Raw genomic sequence first — 19,966 nt, forward strand, 5'->3', positions numbered from 1 at the left:
AACCTGCGACCAATTGATTAAAAGTCAACTGCTCTACCAACTGAGCTAACGACCCACTTTATGCCACCTGAACCGCTTTAAGATATGTCCCGGCAACGGCGGCATATATTACTGATTTAGCGGGGGAGCGCAACCCCTTTTTCCGCGAATACCGCTAACTGCTTACCTTTAACGCACTAAGGCCAGAAATCATACGATATCTGGCTTTTCATCGCCTTTTACAGTGCTGCTATGCGTTTTTGCGCCTGCTTAGCAGATTCACTGTTGGGATACTGCTTAACCACCTGTTGAAACACTGCTTTAGCCTTCGCGTTATCACCTTTGTCCTGCATGATGACGCCGACCTTAAACAGCGCTTCCGCACTTTTTGGTGATTTCGGGTATTTTTTTACCACTGTGGCAAAAAAGTACGCGGCATCATCCTTTTTGCCCTTGTTATAAAAGAGCTGCCCAAGCCAGTAATTGGCATTCGGCTGAAAGGTAGAATCAGGGTATTTTTTTACGAAAGCCTGAAAAGCAGCGATCGCCTGATCGTACTGTTTCTTTTGCAATACCAGATCAACAGCGTTGTTGTAATCGGTATTGGCATCACCGCTTTGTACCGGTGCCGCGGCGGCATCGCTGCTGCTGTTGTCAGAGCCCGCTGCTGCTGCCGTAGCCGAGCCGGTATCTGCTGCAGCCGCATTGCTGCTGTTGCTGGCATTGCTGCTACTGAGCGCATCAATCTGCTGATAGAGCTGCTTTTGCCGCTCGACCACCTGATTTAGCTGATATGAGTTTTCCTGGATCTGCCCGCGCAGCGAATCGATATCGCTTTGGTTGGCGTTCATCTGCTGCTGGAGTTGCTGCAACAGTTGCGCCTGGGCATTAGAAATACGTTCAAGAGTGGTGACACGGTCTTCAACCGAGCCAGAGCCAACGTTACTGATTGTTGCCTGGGCATTAGCGGCCCAGGGGGCCGCTACGCCAACCAGTAACGACAGACTCAACAGGTGAGTTCTGAAGCTACTAATCATGTGGTTCTCTTAGTATACCAGTACGGCACGACGGTTTTTCGAGTAAGCCGATTCGTCATGACCCAGTACAGCTGGTTTCTCTTTACCGTAAGAAACGATAGAGATCTGATCGGCAGAAACGCCTTTACCCTGCAGATACATTTTCACTGCGCTGGCGCGACGCTCGCCCAGAGCAATGTTGTATTCCGGCGTACCGCGTTCGTCCGCATGACCTTCAACGGTCACTTTGTAAGATGGGTTGCTACGCAGGAAAGCCGCGTGCTGATCCAGCATCTGAGCGAAGTCAGACTGGATGTCATACTGATCCAGACCGAAGTAAACGATGTTGTTACGTTGCAGCTGTTCCATCTGCAGGCGAGCTTGCTCGTCTGAAGACATGTTGCCGCCGTTGCCGCTACCGTTCATGCCGCCGTTAGCATAAGCACCATCAGCGCCCATACCGTTGGTCTGGTCGTTGTTATTGTTTTTGTGTGAGCTACATGCAGCCACTGCGATCACTGGCAGAGCCAGCAGTAAACCCTTCAGCACTTTGTTCAATTGCATTTTTTGAATCCTATTATTTTGTTTGCCATACACATTTTCATATGCATCACAGATACGGCGACCAGGCAGGGAATTTTACCTGTCCATCAGTTGCCGGAAGACGCGCTTTGAAACGACCATCTGTTGATACCAATTGCAGTACGGAACCCATACCCTGAGTAGAGCTGTAGATTACCATGGTGCCATTAGGTGCAAGACTTGGCGTTTCATCCAGGAACGTGTCCGTTAAAGCTTGAACGGCTCCCGTTTCCAGATCCTGTCTGGCGACGTGCTGCGCACCGCCATTGGTGCTGACCATCACCATTGATTTACCGTCAGTGCTGACATCCGCGTCCTGATTCTGAGAACCTTCCCAGGTCACGCGCTGCGGAGTGCCACCGTTGACGCCAATTTTATAAATTTGTGGACGACCTGCCTGATCGGAGGTGTAAGCCAGCGTCTGGCTGTCCGGGAACCAGGTCGGTTCAGTGCTGTTAAAACGGCCGTCGGTGACCTGACGAATCTGGCCTGAGCCAAGGTCCATCACGTACAGGTTCAGGCTGCCGGTTTTAGACAACGCAAACGCGAGCTTGCTGCCATCCGGAGAGAAAGCCGGTGCGCCGTTGTGACGTGGGAAAGAGGCGATCTGACGGATAGCGCTGTTTGCCAGCGTTTGTACCACCAGCGCGGACTTGCCGCTTTCAAAAGTCACATACGCTACTTTGCTGCCATCCGGTGACCAGGCCGGTGACATCAGCGGCTGTGGTGAACGGTGAACCACAAACTGGTTGTAGCCATCGTAGTCGGCTACGCGCAACTCATAGGGGAACTGACCGCCATTGGTCTGTACCACATAGGCAATGCGCGTACGGAATGCGCCTTTGATGCCGGTGAGTTTCTCAAAGGATTCATCACTGGCGGTGTGCGCAGCGTAGCGCAGCCACTGTTTAGTCACCTTGAACTGGTTCTGAGCCAGCACGGTGCCCGGCGAACCTGCGGTATCCACCAGTTGGTAAGAGACAACATAGCTGCCATCGGCGCCTGGCTGTACCTGGCCAACAACAACGGCATCGATACCCAGCGCGCTCCAGGCGGCAGGCTGAACTTCAGCGGCCGTGGTAGGCTGCTGTGGCAAACGCGAGCGATCCAGCGGATTGAATTTGCCGCTGTTGCGCAGATCCGCAGCAACGATACCGCCAACATCTTCCGGCGCCGCTCCTGGTCCGGTCCACTTGAACGGCACGACGCCAATTGGACGGGCGGTATTTACACCCTGCGTAATTTCGATACGAACTTCTGCGTGCAGCGCGGCCGCCCACAGTATTAAAAAACTTAACGCAACACGAAATGCCTGCTTCATTTTCTCTCCCTTACCTGAACGCAACGTCCACGATAATTAGCAGTGTTCAATAACTATCAAATGTACAGCACATAGCCTGCACTGTTCCCGCACCATCAGAAGCCTGATGCAGGTGCCGACAGGCTTTAGATTACGGCAAGCTAAACATAGTTCAAGCTGCCATTTGTTACTCTCTTATTGCGGTTTAAAATAGAGTGGTGCGTTTTTGAAAACCTGGTACACATCCTGGCTCGGAGGCTTAGGAATGCGCGCCTGTCGGGCCGCTGCCATCGCAGCCTGACACAGTGCGGGATCGCCGCCTTCCGCCTTCACGCTGATCAGCAAACCGTCCGGCGCCAGATTAACCCGCAGCGTACAGGTTTTGCCCTTGTAGTTATCTGAATCGTAAAACTTGCTTTGAATCGCCGCCTGGATCTGACCAGCATAGTTGCTGATATCGGCTCCCGATGCGCCCGATTTTTTCTGATTCCCCTGCCCTGCTGCCCCGCCACCTGCTTTCGGCGCATTTTTGCCGGAAGCCAGACCGCCCAGCAGATCGTCTACCGCATCGCTGTCGCTGGCGGCTTCTGCGGCAGCTTTTTTCTTCGCGTCGGCGGCCGCTTTCGCTTTGGCTGCGGCATCTGCTTTAGCTTTCGCCGCGGCTTCAGCTTTCGCCTCAGCTTTGGCTTTGGCTTCTGCTTTCGCGTCGGCAGCAGCCTGCTCTTTTGCTTCCTGTGCCGCCTTCGCTTTAGCTTCAGCAGCGGCCTGTTCTTTCGCTTCCTGAGCGGCTTTTGCTTTCGCCTGCGCATCCGCTTTGGCCTTGGCTGCGGCTTCCGCTTTCGCCGCTTTTTCCTTCTCTTTTACCGCTTCTGCAGCAGCCGCTTTGGCCTGCTCTTCCGCCTCTTTTTTGGCGTTGGCCGCCGCTTTTTTTGCCTGCTCTTCTGCCTGTTTTTTCGCATCGGCCGCGGCAGCTTTCTTCGCCTGCTCATCAGCCTGTTTTTTCGCGTCGGCAGCGGCTTTCATCTGTGCATCAGCTTCCGCTTTGGCATCGGCTTTCGCCTTGGCCGCCGCTGCTTCTGCGGTTTTCTGCTGCTCTTGCGCCTGCTGTGCCGCCGCTTCCGCCTGCTTCTGCTCTGCTGCCTGGGCTTTTGCTTCTGCCTTCGCCGCTTCCTGCGCCTGCAAACGCTCTTTTTCCAGCGCTTTCAGCCGCTGTTGTTCAGCGGCCTGCTTTTGCTGCAGCTCTTCTGCCTGCTGCTGGGCCTGCTTTTTACGCTGTTGGGCGGCACGCTGGCTGTCGCTCTGCTGATTCTGCTGGCGGTTAAACTGCTCAACGACCGCACCGGGATCGACCATGACCGCGTCGATATCGCTGCCGCCACCGCCGCCACTCGCTTCAATATTTTCGTTAAACGAGCTCCATATCAGTAACCCAATCAAAACGATGTGCAGGATTACGGATACGATTATCGCGCGTTTTAACTTAGCGTTCTGCTCGGTTGCCTTCGACACTCTCGGTTCCCAAAAAACGGTTCGAATAAATTAGATCGGCTGCGTCATCAAACCCACAGACTTCACGCCTGCCTGATGCAGCAAGTTCAGCGCCTTGATAATTTCGTCGTAAGGCACATCTTTCGCGCCGCCGATCAAAAACACCGTTTTCGGATTCGCTTCCAGACGGCGTTGCGCTTCAGCCACCACCTGTTCAGACGGCAACTGCTCCATACGATCGTGATCCACTACCAGGCTGTACTGGCCGACGCCGGACACTTCCACAATTACCGGCGGATTGTCATCGCTGGAAACGGTTTTAGAATCGGTAGCATCTGGCAAATCAACCTCAACGCTCTGGGTGATGATGGGCGCCGTTGCCATGAATATCAGCAGCAGCACCAGCAGCACGTCGAGCAGTGGAACGATATTGATCTCAGATTTAAGTTCGCGGCGACCGCGACCACGTTTTCTGGCCATGCGTCACCTCGCTTACTTGTTGTTCTCGCTGGAGAACGCCTGACGATGCAGGATGGCGGTGAACTCTTCCATGAAGTTGTCATAGCCCTGCTCAAGCTTATTGACTCGCTGGTTGAGACGGTTGTAAGCCATGACCGCAGGAATAGCGGCAAACAGGCCGATAGCCGTGGCGATCAGCGCTTCCGCAATACCCGGTGCAACCATTTGCAGGGTCGCCTGCTTCACCGCGCCCAGGGCAATAAAGGCGTGCATGATGCCCCATACGGTACCAAACAGGCCGATATACGGGCTGATTGATCCGACAGTGCCAAGGAAAGGAATATGGTTTTCCAGTGATTCCAGCTCACGGTTCATGGAGATGCGCATGGCGCGACCCGCACCATCGAGCACCGCTTCAGGCGCATGGCTGTTGGCGCGATGCAGACGAGCGAACTCTTTAAAACCTGAGTAGAAAATCTGCTCTGAGCCTGACAGCTCATCGCGGCGGGCCTGACTTTCCTGATAAAGACGGGAAAGTTCGACGCCGGACCAGAATTTATCTTCAAACGCTTCCGCTTCCCGACCTGCGGCGTTAAGTATACGCGTACGCTGGATGATGATTGCCCATGAGGCAATGGAAAATCCAATCAAAATCAGCATGATAAGTTTGACCAGAAGGCTCGCCTTCAGGAACAAATCAAGAACGTTCATGTCAGTCACTGCTTGAACTCCGCGACAATAGACTTGGGAAGCGCTATCGGCTTCATAAGATGTGGGTTAATGCAGGCAATCAGGACTTCTGCTTCATTGAGCACTTTGCCTTCTTCATTCACAATACGCTGGGCGAAAGTCATCGACGCTCCGCTCATCGCGCTGACGTGACTCTCAACGATCAGCAGATCGTCAAGGCGCGCCGCCGCCATGTACTCAACCGTCATTTTTCGCACCACAAATGCCACCTGTTGTTCCAGCAGCGTTTGCTGATTGAAATGGCGCTGACGCAGCATTTCAGTCCGTGCTCGTTCATAAAAAGCGATATAGCTGGCGTGATAAACCACACCACCGGCATCGGTGTCTTCGTAATAGACGCGAACCGGCCATTGAAACAGCGTTGTACTCACTCTACATCCCGGTCAGGCTTTTAAACGTTGCTACTATACGCAAGAGCCAACGCCTTGGGAATGGATTGCCATAGCGCAAAGAAAATAATTATCGCTGGCAAAACGGCGCTGAAAAGTTGCGCCAACATCGTCAAGGCTCACTGACTGAAATCGCCACTAACTTGACGAAATCGCGGCGTTATTTCCCCTCGCCAACAAGACGAATCCTGCGGGTTAAGGGGGCTAAAAACGATCCGGATAAAGATAAGGTAATAAAAGGCGGGGCAACAAAAAAGCGCCCCGTACGGAGCGCTGTAAGAGGTCAGCGATTATCTGGCATCGGAGCCAGATTTCGTCGCGTCGACATGTTCAATCGCCAGGGCGGTGATCACGCCAAATGCGCAGGCGAGCAAGGTGCCGAGGATCCAGGCAAAATACCACATGATGTAGCCCCTGTTAGTAAAGTGAATGGGAGTGCGTTTCAATCTGCTCTTTACTGATGCGGCCAAACATTTTCCAGTAGCACCAGGTGGTATAGAGCAGGATGATGGGCACAAAGATAATGGCGGCGACGGTCATAATGCGCAGCGTCAACAGGCTCGACGTAGCATCCCAGACGGTCAGGCTGATGTTTGGCACCGTGCTGGATGGCATGATGAACGGGAACATGGCCACGCCCGCGGTAAGAATGACGCAGGCCAGCGTCAGCGACGAGAACAGAAATGCCCAGGCGCCGTTGCCGCGGCGTGAACAGATAATGGTGAGCAGCGGCAATAGCACGCCTGCGGCCGGAATCAGCCAGAGGACGGGCATGTTGTGGAAGTTGGTCATCCACGCGCCTGCCTGACGTACCACCTCTTTGCTCAGCGGATTGGATACGGCGCTGTGGTTCATCGCGCTGGTAACGACATAACCGTCAATGCCATACATGACCCAGACGCCGCCCGCCGCAAATGCGATCATCATTACCAGTGCGGAAATCTGTGCGGCGGTACGGGCGCGCAGTTCTACCTCGCCCAGCGTACGCATCTGCAGATAGGTGGCTCCCTGCGCCAGGATCATGGTCAGACTGACCACGCCAGCCAGTAAGCCAAAAGGATTGAGCAGCTGAAAAAAGTTGCCGGTATAAAACAGCCGTAACCAGCTGTCAGCGTGGAACGGTACGCCCTGTAACAGGTTACCGAAAGCGACGCCAATCACCAGCGGCGGCACAAAGCTGCCGACAAAAATGCCCCAATCCCAGGTTTCACGCCAGCGGCGATCTTCGATTTTTGAGCGATAATCAAAACCCACCGGCCGGAAGAACAGCGAGGCCAGCACCAGAATCATCGCCACATAGAACCCGGAGAACGCAGCGGCATAGACCATCGGCCAGGCGGCAAACAGCGCGCCGCCCGCGGTGATCAACCATACCTGATTGCCATCCCAGTGCGGCGCAATGCTGTTGATCATGATGCGGCGTTCCGTATCATTGCGGCCTATCAGGCGCGACAGCATGCCAACGCCCATATCGAAACCGTCGGTAACCGCAAAGCCGATGAACAACACGCCGATCAGCAGCCACCAGACAAAACGTAATACTTCATAATCGAACATATCAGGCTCCCGTTGCGGTGGTGAGGGTCAGCGGCTGTTCATGGTGATAGCGGCCCGTTCGCAGGCTGCTTGGGCCCAGCCGCGCAAATTTGAACATCAGGTACATTTCCACAATCAGAAACAGCGTATAAAGCCCGCAAATCAGCCCCATGGAAAACAGCAGGTCGCCGGTAGTTAATGAAGAGTTAGCCACCGCCGTCGGCAGGATTTCACCAATCGCCCACGGCTGACGACCATATTCCGCCACAAACCAGCCCGATTCGATGGCGATCCACGGCAGTGGAATACCGTACAGTGCAGCCTTCAGCAGCCATGGACGCTGACCAATGCGATTACGGATCACGCTCCAGAAGGCAAAGATGAAAATTCCCAGCATTAATACGCCGCTGAGCACCATGATGCGGAATGAGAAATAGAGTGGCGCAACGCGTGGAATGGAATCCTGCGTGGCCTGCGCGATTTGCGTTTCTGACGCATCGGCGACGTTATCGGTATAGCGTTTTAACAGCAGACCATAGCCGAGATCCTGCTTGTGGCGCTCAAACTCTGCCCGCACCGCCGGATCCTGGCTGCCTGAACGCAGCGTATTCAGCAGCGCATAGGCTTTCATGCCGTTGCGAATGCGCACTTCATGCTGCTGCAACAACTCTTTCAGGCCGGTAACCGGTTGATCCACCGATCGCGTGGCGATCAGACCCAGAAGATAAGGAATTTGAATTGCGTAACGGTTTTCCTGCGCCTCCTGATCCGGCAGGCCAAATAGCGTAAAGGCCGCCGGTGCCGGTTGTGTTTCCCATTCGGCTTCTATCGCTGCCAGCTTGGTTTTCTGCACGTCACCGATTTCGTAGCCTGATTCGTCACCCAGCACAATTACCGAAAGAATTGCTGCCATGCCGAAACTGGCGGCGATAGCGAAAGAGCGTTTAGCAAACGCGGTATCGCGACCCTTCAGCAGGTACCAGGCACTGATACCCAGCACAAACATTGAGCCTGCGGTATAGCCCGCCGCTACCGTATGCACAAATTTGACCTGCGCCACCGGGTTGAGCACCAGCTCAGAGAAGCTGAGCATTTCCATGCGCATGGTTTCAAAGTTAAATTCTGAGGCGACCGGATTTTGCATCCAGCCGTTAGCCACCAGAATCCACAATGCAGACATGTTCGATCCCAGCGCCACCAGCCAGGTTACCGCCAGATGCTGTACTTTGCCAAGACGATCCCAGCCAAAAAAGAACAGACCGACAAACGTCGACTCAAGGAAAAAAGCCATCAGCCCTTCTATAGCCAGTGGTGCACCGAAAATATCCCCCACGTAATGGGAATAATAAGACCAGTTAGTGCCGAACTGGAATTCCATGGTCAGACCGGTAGCCACGCCCAGCGCAAAGTTAATGCCAAAGAGCTTGCCCCAAAATTTGGTCATATCCTTGTAGATCTGTTTACCAGACAGCACATACACCGTTTCCATAATGGCCAGCAGGAACGCCATACCCAGCGTCAGTGGCACAAACAGAAAGTGATACATTGCAGTCAAGGCAAACTGCAAACGCGACAGTTCGACGATATCTAACATCTTGACTCCTTGTTCCGCATACTCTGCAAGGCATAACCAGAAATAACCGGTCGTAGTCCTGCGTCATTCATGTGAAACGATAGAAAGTGATCCCGGGTAAGTCGTGGTGACAAGGCGTTCCCTGCCAGAGCGACAGTAAGTTAATAAATGCTGAATAATTCCGGATTACGGTTACTGCCACAGCGAATAGCGCCTGTTTATTCCAGTAAACAGGTGGCGTACACATGAATGTGGTAGATCAATCTGGCAGGTTGATATCGACAGCGCTCAGCCTGCGATTTTGATGCAAAGCAATTTACTCGAAACAAGCGCAGCATATCCAGCGATATAGCTGGATATAAGCGGCAGCAACTTGATCTGGATTAAGGAATTAAAATGGGAAAAAGGCTGTAGCAAGGCGCTGTTAATTGATTGTATTTAATTGGTGGCGAAATAATTAAAGAATAAGATCGTTTAGTTTAATGGAAACTTTTAAATGTATTCAGAAAAAGCCGTGGTTTATTTTTGGTATTTTTAGACGCCTTTTAATAATAGTTTTTAACAGCCATTTCGCCAGGCTATTTTCCAAAGTATTAATTCACATCTCTAATGAATTAACCGTAATGCGTTTGTAAGATGGACATAAAAAAGGCCACCCGAAGGTGACCTTTTTTTGCTACCCACCAGCAATTACTGTGGCAGTACCGCTTTCACTGCATCGCCGATATCGGCCAGGCTGCGTACGGTTTTCACACCTGCCGCTTCCAGCGCAGCAAATTTTTCATCTGCTGTGCCTTTACCACCGGCAATGATGGCGCCAGCATGGCCCATACGCTTGCCTTTTGGCGCAGTTACGCCAGCAATGTAACCCACAACTGGCTTGGTCACATGTTCTTTGATAAAGGCAGCCGCTTCTTCTTCCGCACTGCCGCCGATTTCACCGATCATGACAATCACTTCGGTCTGCGGATCGTCCTGGAACAGCTTCAGGATATCGATGAAGTTAGAGCCAGGAATTGGGTCGCCGCCGATGCCGACGCAGGTTGACTGGCCGTAGCCAATGTCGGTGGTCTGCTTAACGGCTTCATAGGTCAACGTACCGGAGCGGGAAACGATCCCCACGCGGCCCGGCTGATGGATATGGCCCGGCATGATACCGATTTTGCATTCGCCCGGGGTGATCACACCTGGGCAGTTTGGACCGATCATGCGCACGCCAGCTTCATCCAGCTTCATTTTCACGGTCAGCATGTCCAGTGTAGGGATGCCTTCAGTGATGGTGATGATCAGCTTGATGCCCGCATCGATCGCTTCCAGAATGCCATCTTTACAGAACGGCGCAGGAACGTAGATCACTGATGCCGTTGCGCCGGTGGCTTCCACCGCTTCACGCACGGTGTTGAATACTGGCAGTCCAAGGTGCTCGGTGCCGCCTTTGCCTGGCGTTACGCCGCCAACCAGCTGCGTACCATAAGCCAGAGCCTGCTCTGAATGGAACGTGCCCTGTCCGCCGGTGAAGCCCTGGCAGATCACTTTGGTGTTTTTGTCGATCAGAATGGACATTATTTTCCCTCCGCTGCAGCGACAACACGCTGTGCAGCGTCTGTCAGGCTGGTTGCTGCAATGATGTTCAAGCCGCTGTCCGCCAGTTTCTGGGCGCCCAGCTCGGCGTTGTTACCTTCCAGACGCACCACGACCGGCACGTTGACACCCACTTCAGCGACTGCGCCGATGATGCCATCTGCGATCAGATCGCAACGGACGATACCGCCGAAAATATTGACGAATACGGCTTTAACCGCATCATCAGACAGGATGATTTTAAAGGCTTCGGTAACACGCTCTTTGGTCGCGCCGCCGCCAACATCGAGGAAGTTAGCAGGCTCGCCGCCGTGGTGCTTCACGATGTCCATGGTGCCCATTGCCAGACCGGCACCGTTCACCATACAACCGATATTGCCATCCAGCGCGACATAGTTCAGTTCCCACTGGGTAGCATGCGCTTCACGTGGGTCTTCCTGGCTTGGATCGCGCATTTCACGCAGTTCCGGCTGACGGAACAACGCATTGCCATCGGCGCCCAGTTTGCCATCGAGGCAGATCAGATCGCCCTGTTTGGTGATGACCAGCGGGTTGATCTCAACCATCGCCAGATCGCGCTCCAGGAACATGGTTGCCAGACCCATAAAGATCTTGGTGAACTGGTTAACTTGCTTGCCGGTCAGACCCAGTTTGAATGCCAGTTCACGGCCCTGATAAGGCTGTGGACCTGCTAAGGGATCAAGCGCCATTTTATGAATCAGGTGCGGAGTCTCTTCCGCCACTTTTTCAATTTCTACACCGCCTTCGGTTGAGGCCATAAAGACCACGCGGCGGCTGGCACGATCAACAACCGCACCCAGATAGAGTTCCTGATCGATATCAGTGGCCGCTTCAACCAGAATCTGATTTACCGGCTGACCGTGCGCATCTGTTTGATAGGTAACCAGACGTTTTCCCAGCCAGTTTTCAGCAAAAGCACGAATATCTTCTTTGCTGTTAACCACTTTCACACCGCCCGCTTTACCGCGGCCACCGGCATGAACCTGACATTTTACTACCCACGGGCCTGCGCCAATTTTAGACGCCGCTTCTTCTGCTTCGCGTGGCGTAGTACAGGCGTAACCGGTTGGTGCCGGCATGCCATACCGTGCAAACAGCTGTTTCGCCTGGTATTCGTGTAAGTTCATGATGTTCTATCCATTCATATCTGAAAAGATTAATAAGGTTGGGCGCAGCCTGAGCCGCGCCCGGCGAGAATTAAACGTCCAGCAACAGACGGGCTGGATCTTCCAGCATCTCTTTCACTGCCACTAAGTAACCCACGGACTCACGTCCGTCGATCAGGCGGTGATCGTAAGAAAGTGCGAGGTACATCATTGGCAGGATAACCACCTGACCATTCACCGCCATTGGGCGGTCTTTGATCGCGTGCATGCCGAGAATCGCGCTTTGCGGTGGGTTGATGATTGGCGTAGACATCAGTGAGCCAAATACGCCGCCGTTGGTAATAGTAAAGTTACCCCCGGTCAGCTCTTCAACCGTCAGCTTGCCATCACGGCCTTTGACCGCCAGTTCTTTAATTTTCTTCTCGATATCTGCCATGCTCAGCGCATCAACGTCTTTCAGCACAGGCGTGACCAGTCCGCGCGGAGTGGAAACCGCAATGCTGACATCGAAGTAGTTGTGGTAAACCACATCTTCGCCATCAATCGATGCGTTAACTTCCGGGAAGCGTTTTAACGCTTCAACCACCGCTTTGATGTAGAAGGACATAAAGCCCAAACGCACACCATGACGCTTCTCAAACACTTCGCCATATTGCTTACGCAAGTCCATGATTGGCTTCATGTTGATTTCGTTGAACGTTGTCAGCATTGCGGTGCTGTTTTTCGCTTCCAGCAGACGCTCTGCGACACGCTTACGCAGACGGGTCATCGGTACACGTTTTTCTGTGCGGCCAGCAACCGGTGGCTGCGGCGTTGCCGCTGGGGCTGGGGCTGCGGCTTTAGCGCCGGTGTTCTGCGCCAGATGTTTCTCAACATCTTCACGGGTCAGACGTCCGCCTACGCCGCTGCCTTTAATGGCGGCCGGGTCGAGCGAATGTTCAGCGATCAGGCGACGAATAGCTGGGCTCAGCGCATCGTTGCTTTCATCTTCCAGAGAGGCGGTTTGACGTTGGGCTGGTGTGGCATCTTTATCTTCTGATTTAGCAGAAGACTCTTTGCCCGCACTGTTGCCCTCTTTCAGACGTCCCAGAATCTGACGCGAGGTCACCGTAGCGCCCTCTTCTTCCAGCACGGCTTCCAGAATGCCGTCGGCTGATGCAGGCACTTCCAGTACCACTTTGTCAGTTTCAATTTCTACCAGCACTTCGTCGCGGCTAACCGCATCGCCAGGTTTTTTATGCCAGGTCGCTACAGTTGCATCAGCAACGGATTCTGGCAGGTCGGGAACGAGAATATCTACGCTACTCATTATCTATCCTTTAATTAATTAACGTTCAGCGCGTCATTGACCAGTTCTTGCTGCTGTTTCTGGTGAACGGACATATAGCCAACTGCCGGTGAAGCCGAAGCGGGACGACCGGCGTAACGTAACGAAGCACCAAATGGAACCACTTCACGGAAATGATGCTGGCTGCAATACCAGGCACCCTGATTCAGTGGCTCTTCCTGGCACCAGACAAAATCATGCACGTGTGCATAAGCTTGCAGCGCTTCCTGCACCGCTTTGTGCGGGAAAGGATAAAGCTGTTCGATGCGCACAATGGCAACATCGGTCTGTTCATTTTTGCGGCGCTGCTCAAGCAGGTCGTAATATACCTTGCCGGAACAAAGCACGACGCGCTTAACCGCTTTCGGATCCAGATCGTCGATTTCGCCAATGGCTGGCTGGAAGCGGCCATTAGCCAGTTCATCCAGAGATGAAATTGCCAGCGGATGACGCAGCAGCGATTTTGGTGACATCACGATCAGCGGACGGCGCATACCGCGCAAGGCCTGACGACGCAGCATGTGATAAACCTGTGCCGGGGTTGAAGGCACGCATACCTGCATGTTTTGCTCAGCACAAAGTTGCAGATAACGCTCAAGGCGTGCGGAGGAGTGCTCCGGACCCTGACCTTCATAGCCGTGTGGCAACAGCATCACCAGGCCACACATACGGCCCCACTTCTGCTCGCCTGAACTGATGAACTGGTCGATAACTACCTGAGCGCCGTTGGCAAAGTCACCAAACTGCGCTTCCCAGATGGTCAGCGTACGCGGCTCAGCCGTGGCATAGCCATATTCAAATGCCAGCACCGCTTCTTCAGACAGCACGGAATCCCAGACTTTAAAGATGCCCTGACCATTGTGAATATGCTGCAGCGGCGTGTAAGTCGATCCGTTGCTTTGGTTATGCACCACCGCATGGCGATGGAAGAAGGTGCCACGACCCATATCCTCACCAGACAGGCGACAAGGAATACCTTCGTCTACCAGCGTGGCATAGGCCAGATTCTCGGCGCCGCCCCAGTCGAAAGGTTTATTGCCTTCCGCCATGTCAGCGCGATCGTTGTAGATCTTCGCCACACGAGACTGCACTTCAATTGAATCAGGAACGGTGCTGATACGGCGCGCTAACTCCTGCAGCCGTTTCATTTCAACCTTCTCCGGATAGCTCTCTTCCCAGTCGTGATTCAGGTAAGGTGACCAGGTAAAAGAGTGCAGGCTCATTGGCCGCCACTCCGGTACTACACATTCACCGGCATCAAGCGCATCACGGTACAAATTGACCATTTCAGTAGCATCGGCCTGTGAAGCAACCTGATTGCTTTCCAGCTTGTCGGCATAAAGCTTACGCGGCGTTGGATGCTTTTTGATTTTTTGGTACATCAATGGCTGCGTGGCGCTTGGCTCATCCGCTTCGTTGTGTCCATGGCGGCGATAGCACACCAGGTCGATGAAGACGTCACGTTTAAAGGTGTTGCGGAAATCGAGCGCCAGACGCGTCACGAACGCCACCGCTTCCGGATCGTCAGCATTGACGTGGAAGATTGGCGCCAGCACCATTTTACCGATGTCGGTACAGTATTGAGTGGAACGCGCATCTTTCGGGTTGGAAGTGGTAAAGCCCACCTGGTTATTAATGACGATACGTACGGTACCGCCAACTTCATAACCGCGAGCCTGAGACATGTTTAATGTCTCCTGCACCACGCCCTGACCGGTTACCGCGGCATCACCATGAATTGTGATAGGCAACACTTTGTTGCTTGCGGGTTCATCAAGGCGATCGAGGCGCGCGCGCACTGAACCCATGACAACCGGGCTAACAATTTCCAGATGCGAAGGGTTAAAGGCCAGTGCTAAGTGCACCATGCCCCCTTCCGTCTCCACATCAGAAGAGAAGCCCATGTGATATTTCACATCACCGGTGCCCAGATGCTCTTTATGTTTGCCGGCAAATTCGTCAAACAGATCCTGCGGCTTTTTGCCGAGCACGTTGATCAGCACATTAAGGCGACCGCGGTGGGCCATGCCCAGAACCACTTCGCGCGTGCCGCTTTTGCCTGCATGGCGGATCATTTCGCGCAGCATTGGCACTAACGCATCGCCGCCTTCCAGCGAGAAGCGTTTTGCTCCCGGGAATTTTGCGCCGAGATATTTTTCCAGACCTTCGGCAGCGGTCAGCTCTTTCAGAAAGCCTTTCTTCTCTTCGGCAGTGAAAGAGGGTTGGCCCATTACCGATTCGATACGCTGTTGAATCCAGCGTTTCTCTTCCGTATTGGTGATATGCATATACTCGGCACCAATCGAACCACAATAGGTCTGCTGCAGTGCCTGATATAATTCGCCCAGTTTCATCGTCTCTTTGCCAATGGCAAACGAGCCGACGTTGAACGTTTCCTGGAAATCAGCTTCGGTTAAATCGTGGAATTCAGGTGCCAGATCCGGTACTGACTCCTGTTTCCACAAACCGAGCGGATCGAGATTGGCCTGTTGATGGCCACGGAAACGGAAGGCGTTGATCAGTTGCAGGACTTTAACCTGCCTGGAGTTCGTTACCGGATCGGTAACGGATGCGGTGTAGCGAGAAGCGTCTTTCGCCAGACGGCGGAAATATTCGCGGGTCGTGGAGTGAATCTGTTCTGGTTTAACTCCGGTTCCGGGAAGCTGCTGGAACCTTTCGCGCCATACAGCATCGACAGAGTCAGGATCGGTTAGAAAATCCTCATAGAGCTGCTCTATGTAAGATTGGTTCGCGCCGGCCAGCCAGGAAGAGTCCAGCCAGGGTTTCATCGCGCTGTTCTGCATTGTGATCCCTTAAGCATGAAATGCTTTTTTTCGAGGTTTCATTGTTACCGGGTTAACGGCTTGCCTAAGACTGCATCCTGCGCTTGCGCGTGTAACTTCTTCACAAACAAGGGCGGGACACGGCCTAAACAGGTTCAGCGATACGAGTCCATTGCGCTACCGGGGCGCGTACCCGTAAGGGAACCCTGATAAAGCGTTTTGGTGAACACGCTTTATCAGGATTTCCGAACGTGCCGGAAGCCCAGGGCTTCCGGCAGCGGAGGATAAATTTAGCCTTTACGCGCCACGTTGCAGCAGCATTGACTTGATATGACCAATTGCCTTCGTTGGGTTAAGACCCTTAGGACAAACGCTCACGCAGTTCATGATGCTGTGACAACGGAACACGCTGAAGGCGTCACTAAGATTGTCCAGACGCGCTTCGGTTTCCGTATCACGACTGTCGATCAGGAAGCGATAGGCCGCCAGCAAACCTGCGGGTCCAATAAATTTATCAGGATTCCACCAGAATGAAGGGCATGAGGTTGAGCAGCAGGCGCACAGAATGCACTCATAAAGCCCATCCAGATGCTCACGTTGATCTGGCATCTGCAGGTGCTCACGCGCTGGCGGATTCTCGCCATTGTTGATTAAGAAAGGTTTAATTTTCTCATATTGCGCGTAGAACTGGCCCATATCGACAACCAGATCGCGGACTACCGGCAGACCTGGCAATGGACGGATGACAATTTTCTGCTTGCCGTTGCCCAGGGCAGAAATGGGCGTAATGCAGGCCAGACCGTTTTTACCGTTCATGTTCAGACCGTCAGAGCCGCAGACACCTTCACGGCATGAGCGACGAAACGCCAGCGTGGGATCTTTTTCTTTCAGGCGAATCAGCGCATCCAGCAGCATCATGTCGCGCCCTTCGTCTGACTCCAGCGTATAGTCCTGCATGCGCGGCGCATCGTCGACATCGGGGTTATAGCGATAAATTGAAAATTCAAGTCTCATCGACATTACTCCGCAATTAGTAGGTTCGAGCTTTTGGCGGGAAAGCGGCACGCAGTTTTGGCTGCATATTCACTTCACGACGCGTCATGCTCTCATTCTCCGGCAGATAAAGACTGTGGCAGAGCCAGTTGTCATCATCACGCTCCGGATAGTCAAAGCGGCTGTGTGCGCCACGACTCTCTGTACGGTAGTTGGCCGACATTGCCGTCGCATAAGCTGTTTCCATCAGGTTGTCCAGCTCAAGGCATTCCACACGTTGGGTGTTGAAGTCACTTGAACGGTCATCCAGACGGGCATTTTTCAAACGCTCACGCAGCTCTTTTAATTCAGCCAGGCCTTTTGCCATTGCATCGCCTTCACGGAACACCGAGAAGTTATTCTGCATACAGGCCTGTAATGCTTTACGCAGTTCGGTTGGGTCTTCGCCGGTAGTATTGTTATCCCAGCGCTGATAGCGTGCCAGCGAGGCATCAATGTTTTCTGCTGTGGCGTCACGCAGTTCACCCTGCTCCTGGATTGATTCCAGCAGATGCAGGCCTGCCGCGCGACCAAATACCACCAGGTCCAACAGCGAGTTACCGCCAAGACGGTTGGCACCGTGTACAGATACACAGGCAATTTCACCGACGGCGAACAGGCCAGGAATCACGACATCTTCACCCTGCGCATTTACGGTTAATGCCTGACCGGTGACTTTGGTCGGAATGCCGCCCATCATGTAGTGGCAGGTTGGGATAACCGGAATCGGCTCTTTTACCGGATCGACATGCGCAAAGGTACGGGAAAGCTCAAGAATGCCTGGCAAACGTGATTCCAGAACATCTTTACCCAAGTGATCAAGCTTCAGTTTGGCATGTGGGCCCCACGGACCTTCACAGCCACGGCCTTCACGAATTTCAATCATGATAGAACGCGCTACAACGTCACGACCGGCGAGATCTTTAGCGTTTGGAGCATAACGCTCCATAAAGCGTTCGCCGTGTTTATTCAGCAGATATCCGCCCTCACCACGACAGCCTTCTGTGACCAGTACGCCCGCACCGGCAATGCCCGTCGGGTGAAACTGCCACATTTCCATATCCTGAACCGGCACGCCTGCACGCAGCGCCATGCCAACGCCGTCACCCGTGTTGATGTGGGCGTTAGTGGTTGACTGATAGATACGGCCAGCGCCACCGGTGGCCAGCACTGTTGCTTTGGCCTTGAAGTAAACGACTTCGCCAGTTTCGATGCTCAGTGCGGTACATCCCACCACTGCGCCATCTTCATTTTTCACCAGATCCAGTGCATACCACTCAGAAAAGATGGTGGTTTTGTTTTTCAGGTTCTGCTGATAAAGGGTATGAAGCAGCGCATGGCCGGTACGGTCAGCAGCGGCTGCGGTTCGCGCCGCCTGCTCACCGCCAAAATTTTTGGACTGTCCGCCGAAAGGACGCTGATAAACGCGACCATCGTCCAGACGGGAAAAAGGCAGCCCCATATGTTCCAGTTCCAGAATCGCTTCCGGACCGGTTTTACACATGTATTCGATGGCATCCTGGTCACCGATATAATCGGAGCCCTTCACCGTATCGTACATGTGCCATTCCCAGTTATCTTCATGGCTGTTGCCCAGCGCAACGGTAATACCGCCCTGCGCCGACACCGTATGAGAACGGGTAGGAAAGACTTTTGATAGCAGCGCACAGCTCTGGCCTGCCTGGGAGATTTGCAGTGCGGCACGCATACCTGCGCCACCTGCGCCGATCACTACGGCATCAAACTCTCTAACGGGTAAATTCATCACGCACCCCATACCACAACGGTTCCATAAAGTGCATACGCCAGCAGCACAACCACAATCACCAGCTGTCCAATCAAACGCACGCTGAGCGATTTAACGTAATCGGTCAGTACCTGCCACATGCCAATCCAGCCATGGACAAGAATCGAAAGCAGCGTCAGCAACGTGAACACTTTGGTAAATGAAGAGGCAAAGAACCCGCGCCATATGTCGTAGGTAAGTGTGTCCGCCATCAAGATGAAGCCGAGGATGTACACGATATAGAGGGTGATCAGAATTGCAGAAGCACGCAGTAGCAGCCAGTCATGGATGCCATTACGCCCCAATGCAGAAGCATTGCTTACCATACGAACACTCCAGCCAGAATTGAAAGCACGACGGTGAGACCCATTGCAAAATACGCAGAGCGCCTTCCTACTGCCATCGTCTCTGCAAGATAACCAAAATCCATCAGCATATGACGAATACCGCTCGCGGCATGATAAGCCAGCGCGGTAAGGATGCCCCACATGATGAATTTAACAAAAAAGCTATCCATAACAGCGGATGCTTGCAGGAAACCTTCAGGCGATGAGAGCGAGAGACCCAAAAGCCACAGCAGAATGCCAACCGCCACAAAGGTGATGACGCCGGAAACGCGATGAAGAATGGATGATACTGCAGTAACGGGAAACCGGATCGTAGAGAGATCCAAGTTGACAGGTCTTTGTTTTTTCACGGTTTTGCCCACACAGCTTTTTTTATTTTGCTCCCTCCGGTCCTGAAGGTGCCAGTTTAATCGCTGCTGCAATCAAACTTTAACCGTCACCAATACAGCAACATCCAGTGTTAATTAAGGCGCCAGAAACGCTGGGTGGCTCTCGGTGTCAGGATATTCCGGAGACCTGGCGAAAGTATAAGGGGATCACATTCTTATTACAATTCCCCTACAATCTCTTTGGTGAAATTTAGGTGGAACAGTGATCTGACTCACGAATTTCACAATTTATACAAATTTAATTATCTGATTTGACAAAAGTTCAACAATTCGGTTACAAACGATGCATCAAAAAACCGATGATGCGCAAAAGTTATGGGGATACACTTTCCCCTAAGCATAAGTTATGTAACATTGGCATGTTAATATTGCTTAAAAGCATCAGGTTATTGGTTCAACATACGTTATGACCAGAACAGATCTTTAACAACCGCGAAACGCAGTTAGCCATGCCTGCCGGACTCTTGCCTGGATGCGCTCCTCACTCTGTACCTTGCTACAGTCACCGTGCCGCAGAGTGAA

Annotated in this window: 18 protein-coding genes; all 18 read right to left on the reverse strand. The window is 53.0% G+C overall.

What is annotated here, in order from left to right:
* Nucleotides 1–218: 218 nt before the first annotated feature.
* Nucleotides 219–1,016 carry a cell division protein CpoB gene (cpoB, locus tag ACJY2L_RS19100; RefSeq protein ID WP_067428798.1) on the reverse strand — a complete coding sequence of 266 codons (798 nt, stop codon included), beginning with the start codon at nt 1,014–1,016 and terminating at the stop codon, nt 219–221.
* Between the two features lie 9 nt (nt 1,017–1,025).
* Entirely contained in the window at nt 1,026–1,559 is a 534-nt protein-coding gene (pal, locus tag ACJY2L_RS19105; protein ID WP_067428795.1) for a peptidoglycan-associated lipoprotein Pal, read from the reverse strand.
* A gap of 46 nt (nt 1,560–1,605) precedes the next feature.
* Nucleotides 1,606–2,898 (reverse strand): Tol-Pal system beta propeller repeat protein TolB, encoded by a 1,293-nt coding sequence (tolB, locus tag ACJY2L_RS19110; RefSeq protein ID WP_439212816.1) that lies wholly within the window; start codon nt 2,896–2,898, stop codon nt 1,606–1,608.
* Between the two features lie 174 nt (nt 2,899–3,072).
* Nucleotides 3,073–4,386, reverse strand: coding sequence for a cell envelope integrity protein TolA (gene tolA / locus ACJY2L_RS19115; protein WP_187487909.1), 1,314 nt, complete (start codon nt 4,384–4,386; stop codon nt 3,073–3,075).
* Between the two features lie 30 nt (nt 4,387–4,416).
* Nucleotides 4,417–4,845: a colicin uptake protein TolR gene (gene tolR / locus ACJY2L_RS19120; RefSeq protein WP_067428782.1), complete on the reverse strand. Its 429-nt coding sequence runs from the start codon at nt 4,843–4,845 to the stop codon at nt 4,417–4,419.
* A 12-nt stretch (nt 4,846–4,857) separates the two neighbouring features.
* Nucleotides 4,858–5,544, reverse strand: coding sequence for a Tol-Pal system protein TolQ (gene tolQ / locus ACJY2L_RS19125; protein ID WP_067428779.1), 687 nt, complete (start codon nt 5,542–5,544; stop codon nt 4,858–4,860).
* Nucleotides 5,541–5,945 (reverse strand): tol-pal system-associated acyl-CoA thioesterase, encoded by a 405-nt coding sequence (ybgC, locus tag ACJY2L_RS19130; protein ID WP_439212815.1) that lies wholly within the window; start codon nt 5,943–5,945, stop codon nt 5,541–5,543. The genes tolQ and ybgC overlap by 4 nt, the downstream gene beginning before the upstream one ends.
* Nucleotides 5,946–6,253: 308 nt before the next feature.
* The gene (gene cydX / locus ACJY2L_RS19135) at nt 6,254–6,367 is read right to left on the reverse strand and encodes a cytochrome bd-I oxidase subunit CydX (RefSeq protein ID WP_067428775.1); all 114 of its coding nucleotides are present in this window, start codon (nt 6,365–6,367) and stop codon (nt 6,254–6,256) included.
* Between the two features lie 13 nt (nt 6,368–6,380).
* Complete coding sequence (cydB, locus tag ACJY2L_RS19140; RefSeq protein ID WP_439212814.1) at nt 6,381–7,520, reverse strand: cytochrome d ubiquinol oxidase subunit II; 1,140 nt, start codon at nt 7,518–7,520, stop codon at nt 6,381–6,383.
* A gap of 1 nt (nt 7,521) precedes the next feature.
* Nucleotides 7,522–9,093: a cytochrome ubiquinol oxidase subunit I gene (cydA, locus tag ACJY2L_RS19145; protein WP_439212813.1), complete on the reverse strand. Its 1,572-nt coding sequence runs from the start codon at nt 9,091–9,093 to the stop codon at nt 7,522–7,524.
* 669 nt (nt 9,094–9,762) lie between these two features.
* Nucleotides 9,763–10,635 (reverse strand): succinate--CoA ligase subunit alpha, encoded by an 873-nt coding sequence (gene sucD / locus ACJY2L_RS19150; RefSeq protein ID WP_067428769.1) that lies wholly within the window; start codon nt 10,633–10,635, stop codon nt 9,763–9,765.
* The gene (sucC, locus tag ACJY2L_RS19155; RefSeq protein WP_067428767.1) at nt 10,635–11,801 is read right to left on the reverse strand and encodes an ADP-forming succinate--CoA ligase subunit beta; all 1,167 of its coding nucleotides are present in this window, start codon (nt 11,799–11,801) and stop codon (nt 10,635–10,637) included. The genes sucD and sucC overlap by 1 nt, the downstream gene beginning before the upstream one ends.
* Before the next feature lie 70 nt (nt 11,802–11,871).
* Complete coding sequence (gene odhB, locus ACJY2L_RS19160) at nt 11,872–13,089, reverse strand: 2-oxoglutarate dehydrogenase complex dihydrolipoyllysine-residue succinyltransferase (RefSeq protein WP_439212812.1); 1,218 nt, start codon at nt 13,087–13,089, stop codon at nt 11,872–11,874.
* A 14-nt stretch (nt 13,090–13,103) separates the two neighbouring features.
* Complete coding sequence (gene sucA, locus ACJY2L_RS19165; RefSeq protein WP_067428762.1) at nt 13,104–15,911, reverse strand: 2-oxoglutarate dehydrogenase E1 component; 2,808 nt, start codon at nt 15,909–15,911, stop codon at nt 13,104–13,106.
* Between the two features lie 276 nt (nt 15,912–16,187).
* Complete coding sequence (locus tag ACJY2L_RS19170) at nt 16,188–16,904, reverse strand: succinate dehydrogenase iron-sulfur subunit (RefSeq protein ID WP_264272957.1); 717 nt, start codon at nt 16,902–16,904, stop codon at nt 16,188–16,190.
* A gap of 16 nt (nt 16,905–16,920) precedes the next feature.
* Nucleotides 16,921–18,687, reverse strand: a complete 1,767-nt coding sequence (gene sdhA, locus ACJY2L_RS19175; RefSeq protein WP_187486145.1) for a succinate dehydrogenase flavoprotein subunit — start codon at nt 18,685–18,687, stop codon at nt 16,921–16,923.
* Nucleotides 18,687–19,034, reverse strand: coding sequence for a succinate dehydrogenase membrane anchor subunit (gene sdhD / locus ACJY2L_RS19180; RefSeq protein ID WP_067428754.1), 348 nt, complete (start codon nt 19,032–19,034; stop codon nt 18,687–18,689). Before sdhD ends, sdhA begins: the two co-directional genes overlap by 1 nt.
* The gene (gene sdhC / locus ACJY2L_RS19185; protein WP_067428751.1) at nt 19,028–19,417 is read right to left on the reverse strand and encodes a succinate dehydrogenase cytochrome b556 subunit; all 390 of its coding nucleotides are present in this window, start codon (nt 19,415–19,417) and stop codon (nt 19,028–19,030) included. The genes sdhD and sdhC overlap by 7 nt, the downstream gene beginning before the upstream one ends.
* Between the last annotated feature and the right edge of the window lie 549 nt (nt 19,418–19,966).

Origin of the sequence: Duffyella sp. Ts4 (genome assembly GCF_051851875.1) — a bacterium.
Classification (GTDB): domain Bacteria; phylum Pseudomonadota; class Gammaproteobacteria; order Enterobacterales; family Enterobacteriaceae; genus Duffyella; species Duffyella gerundensis.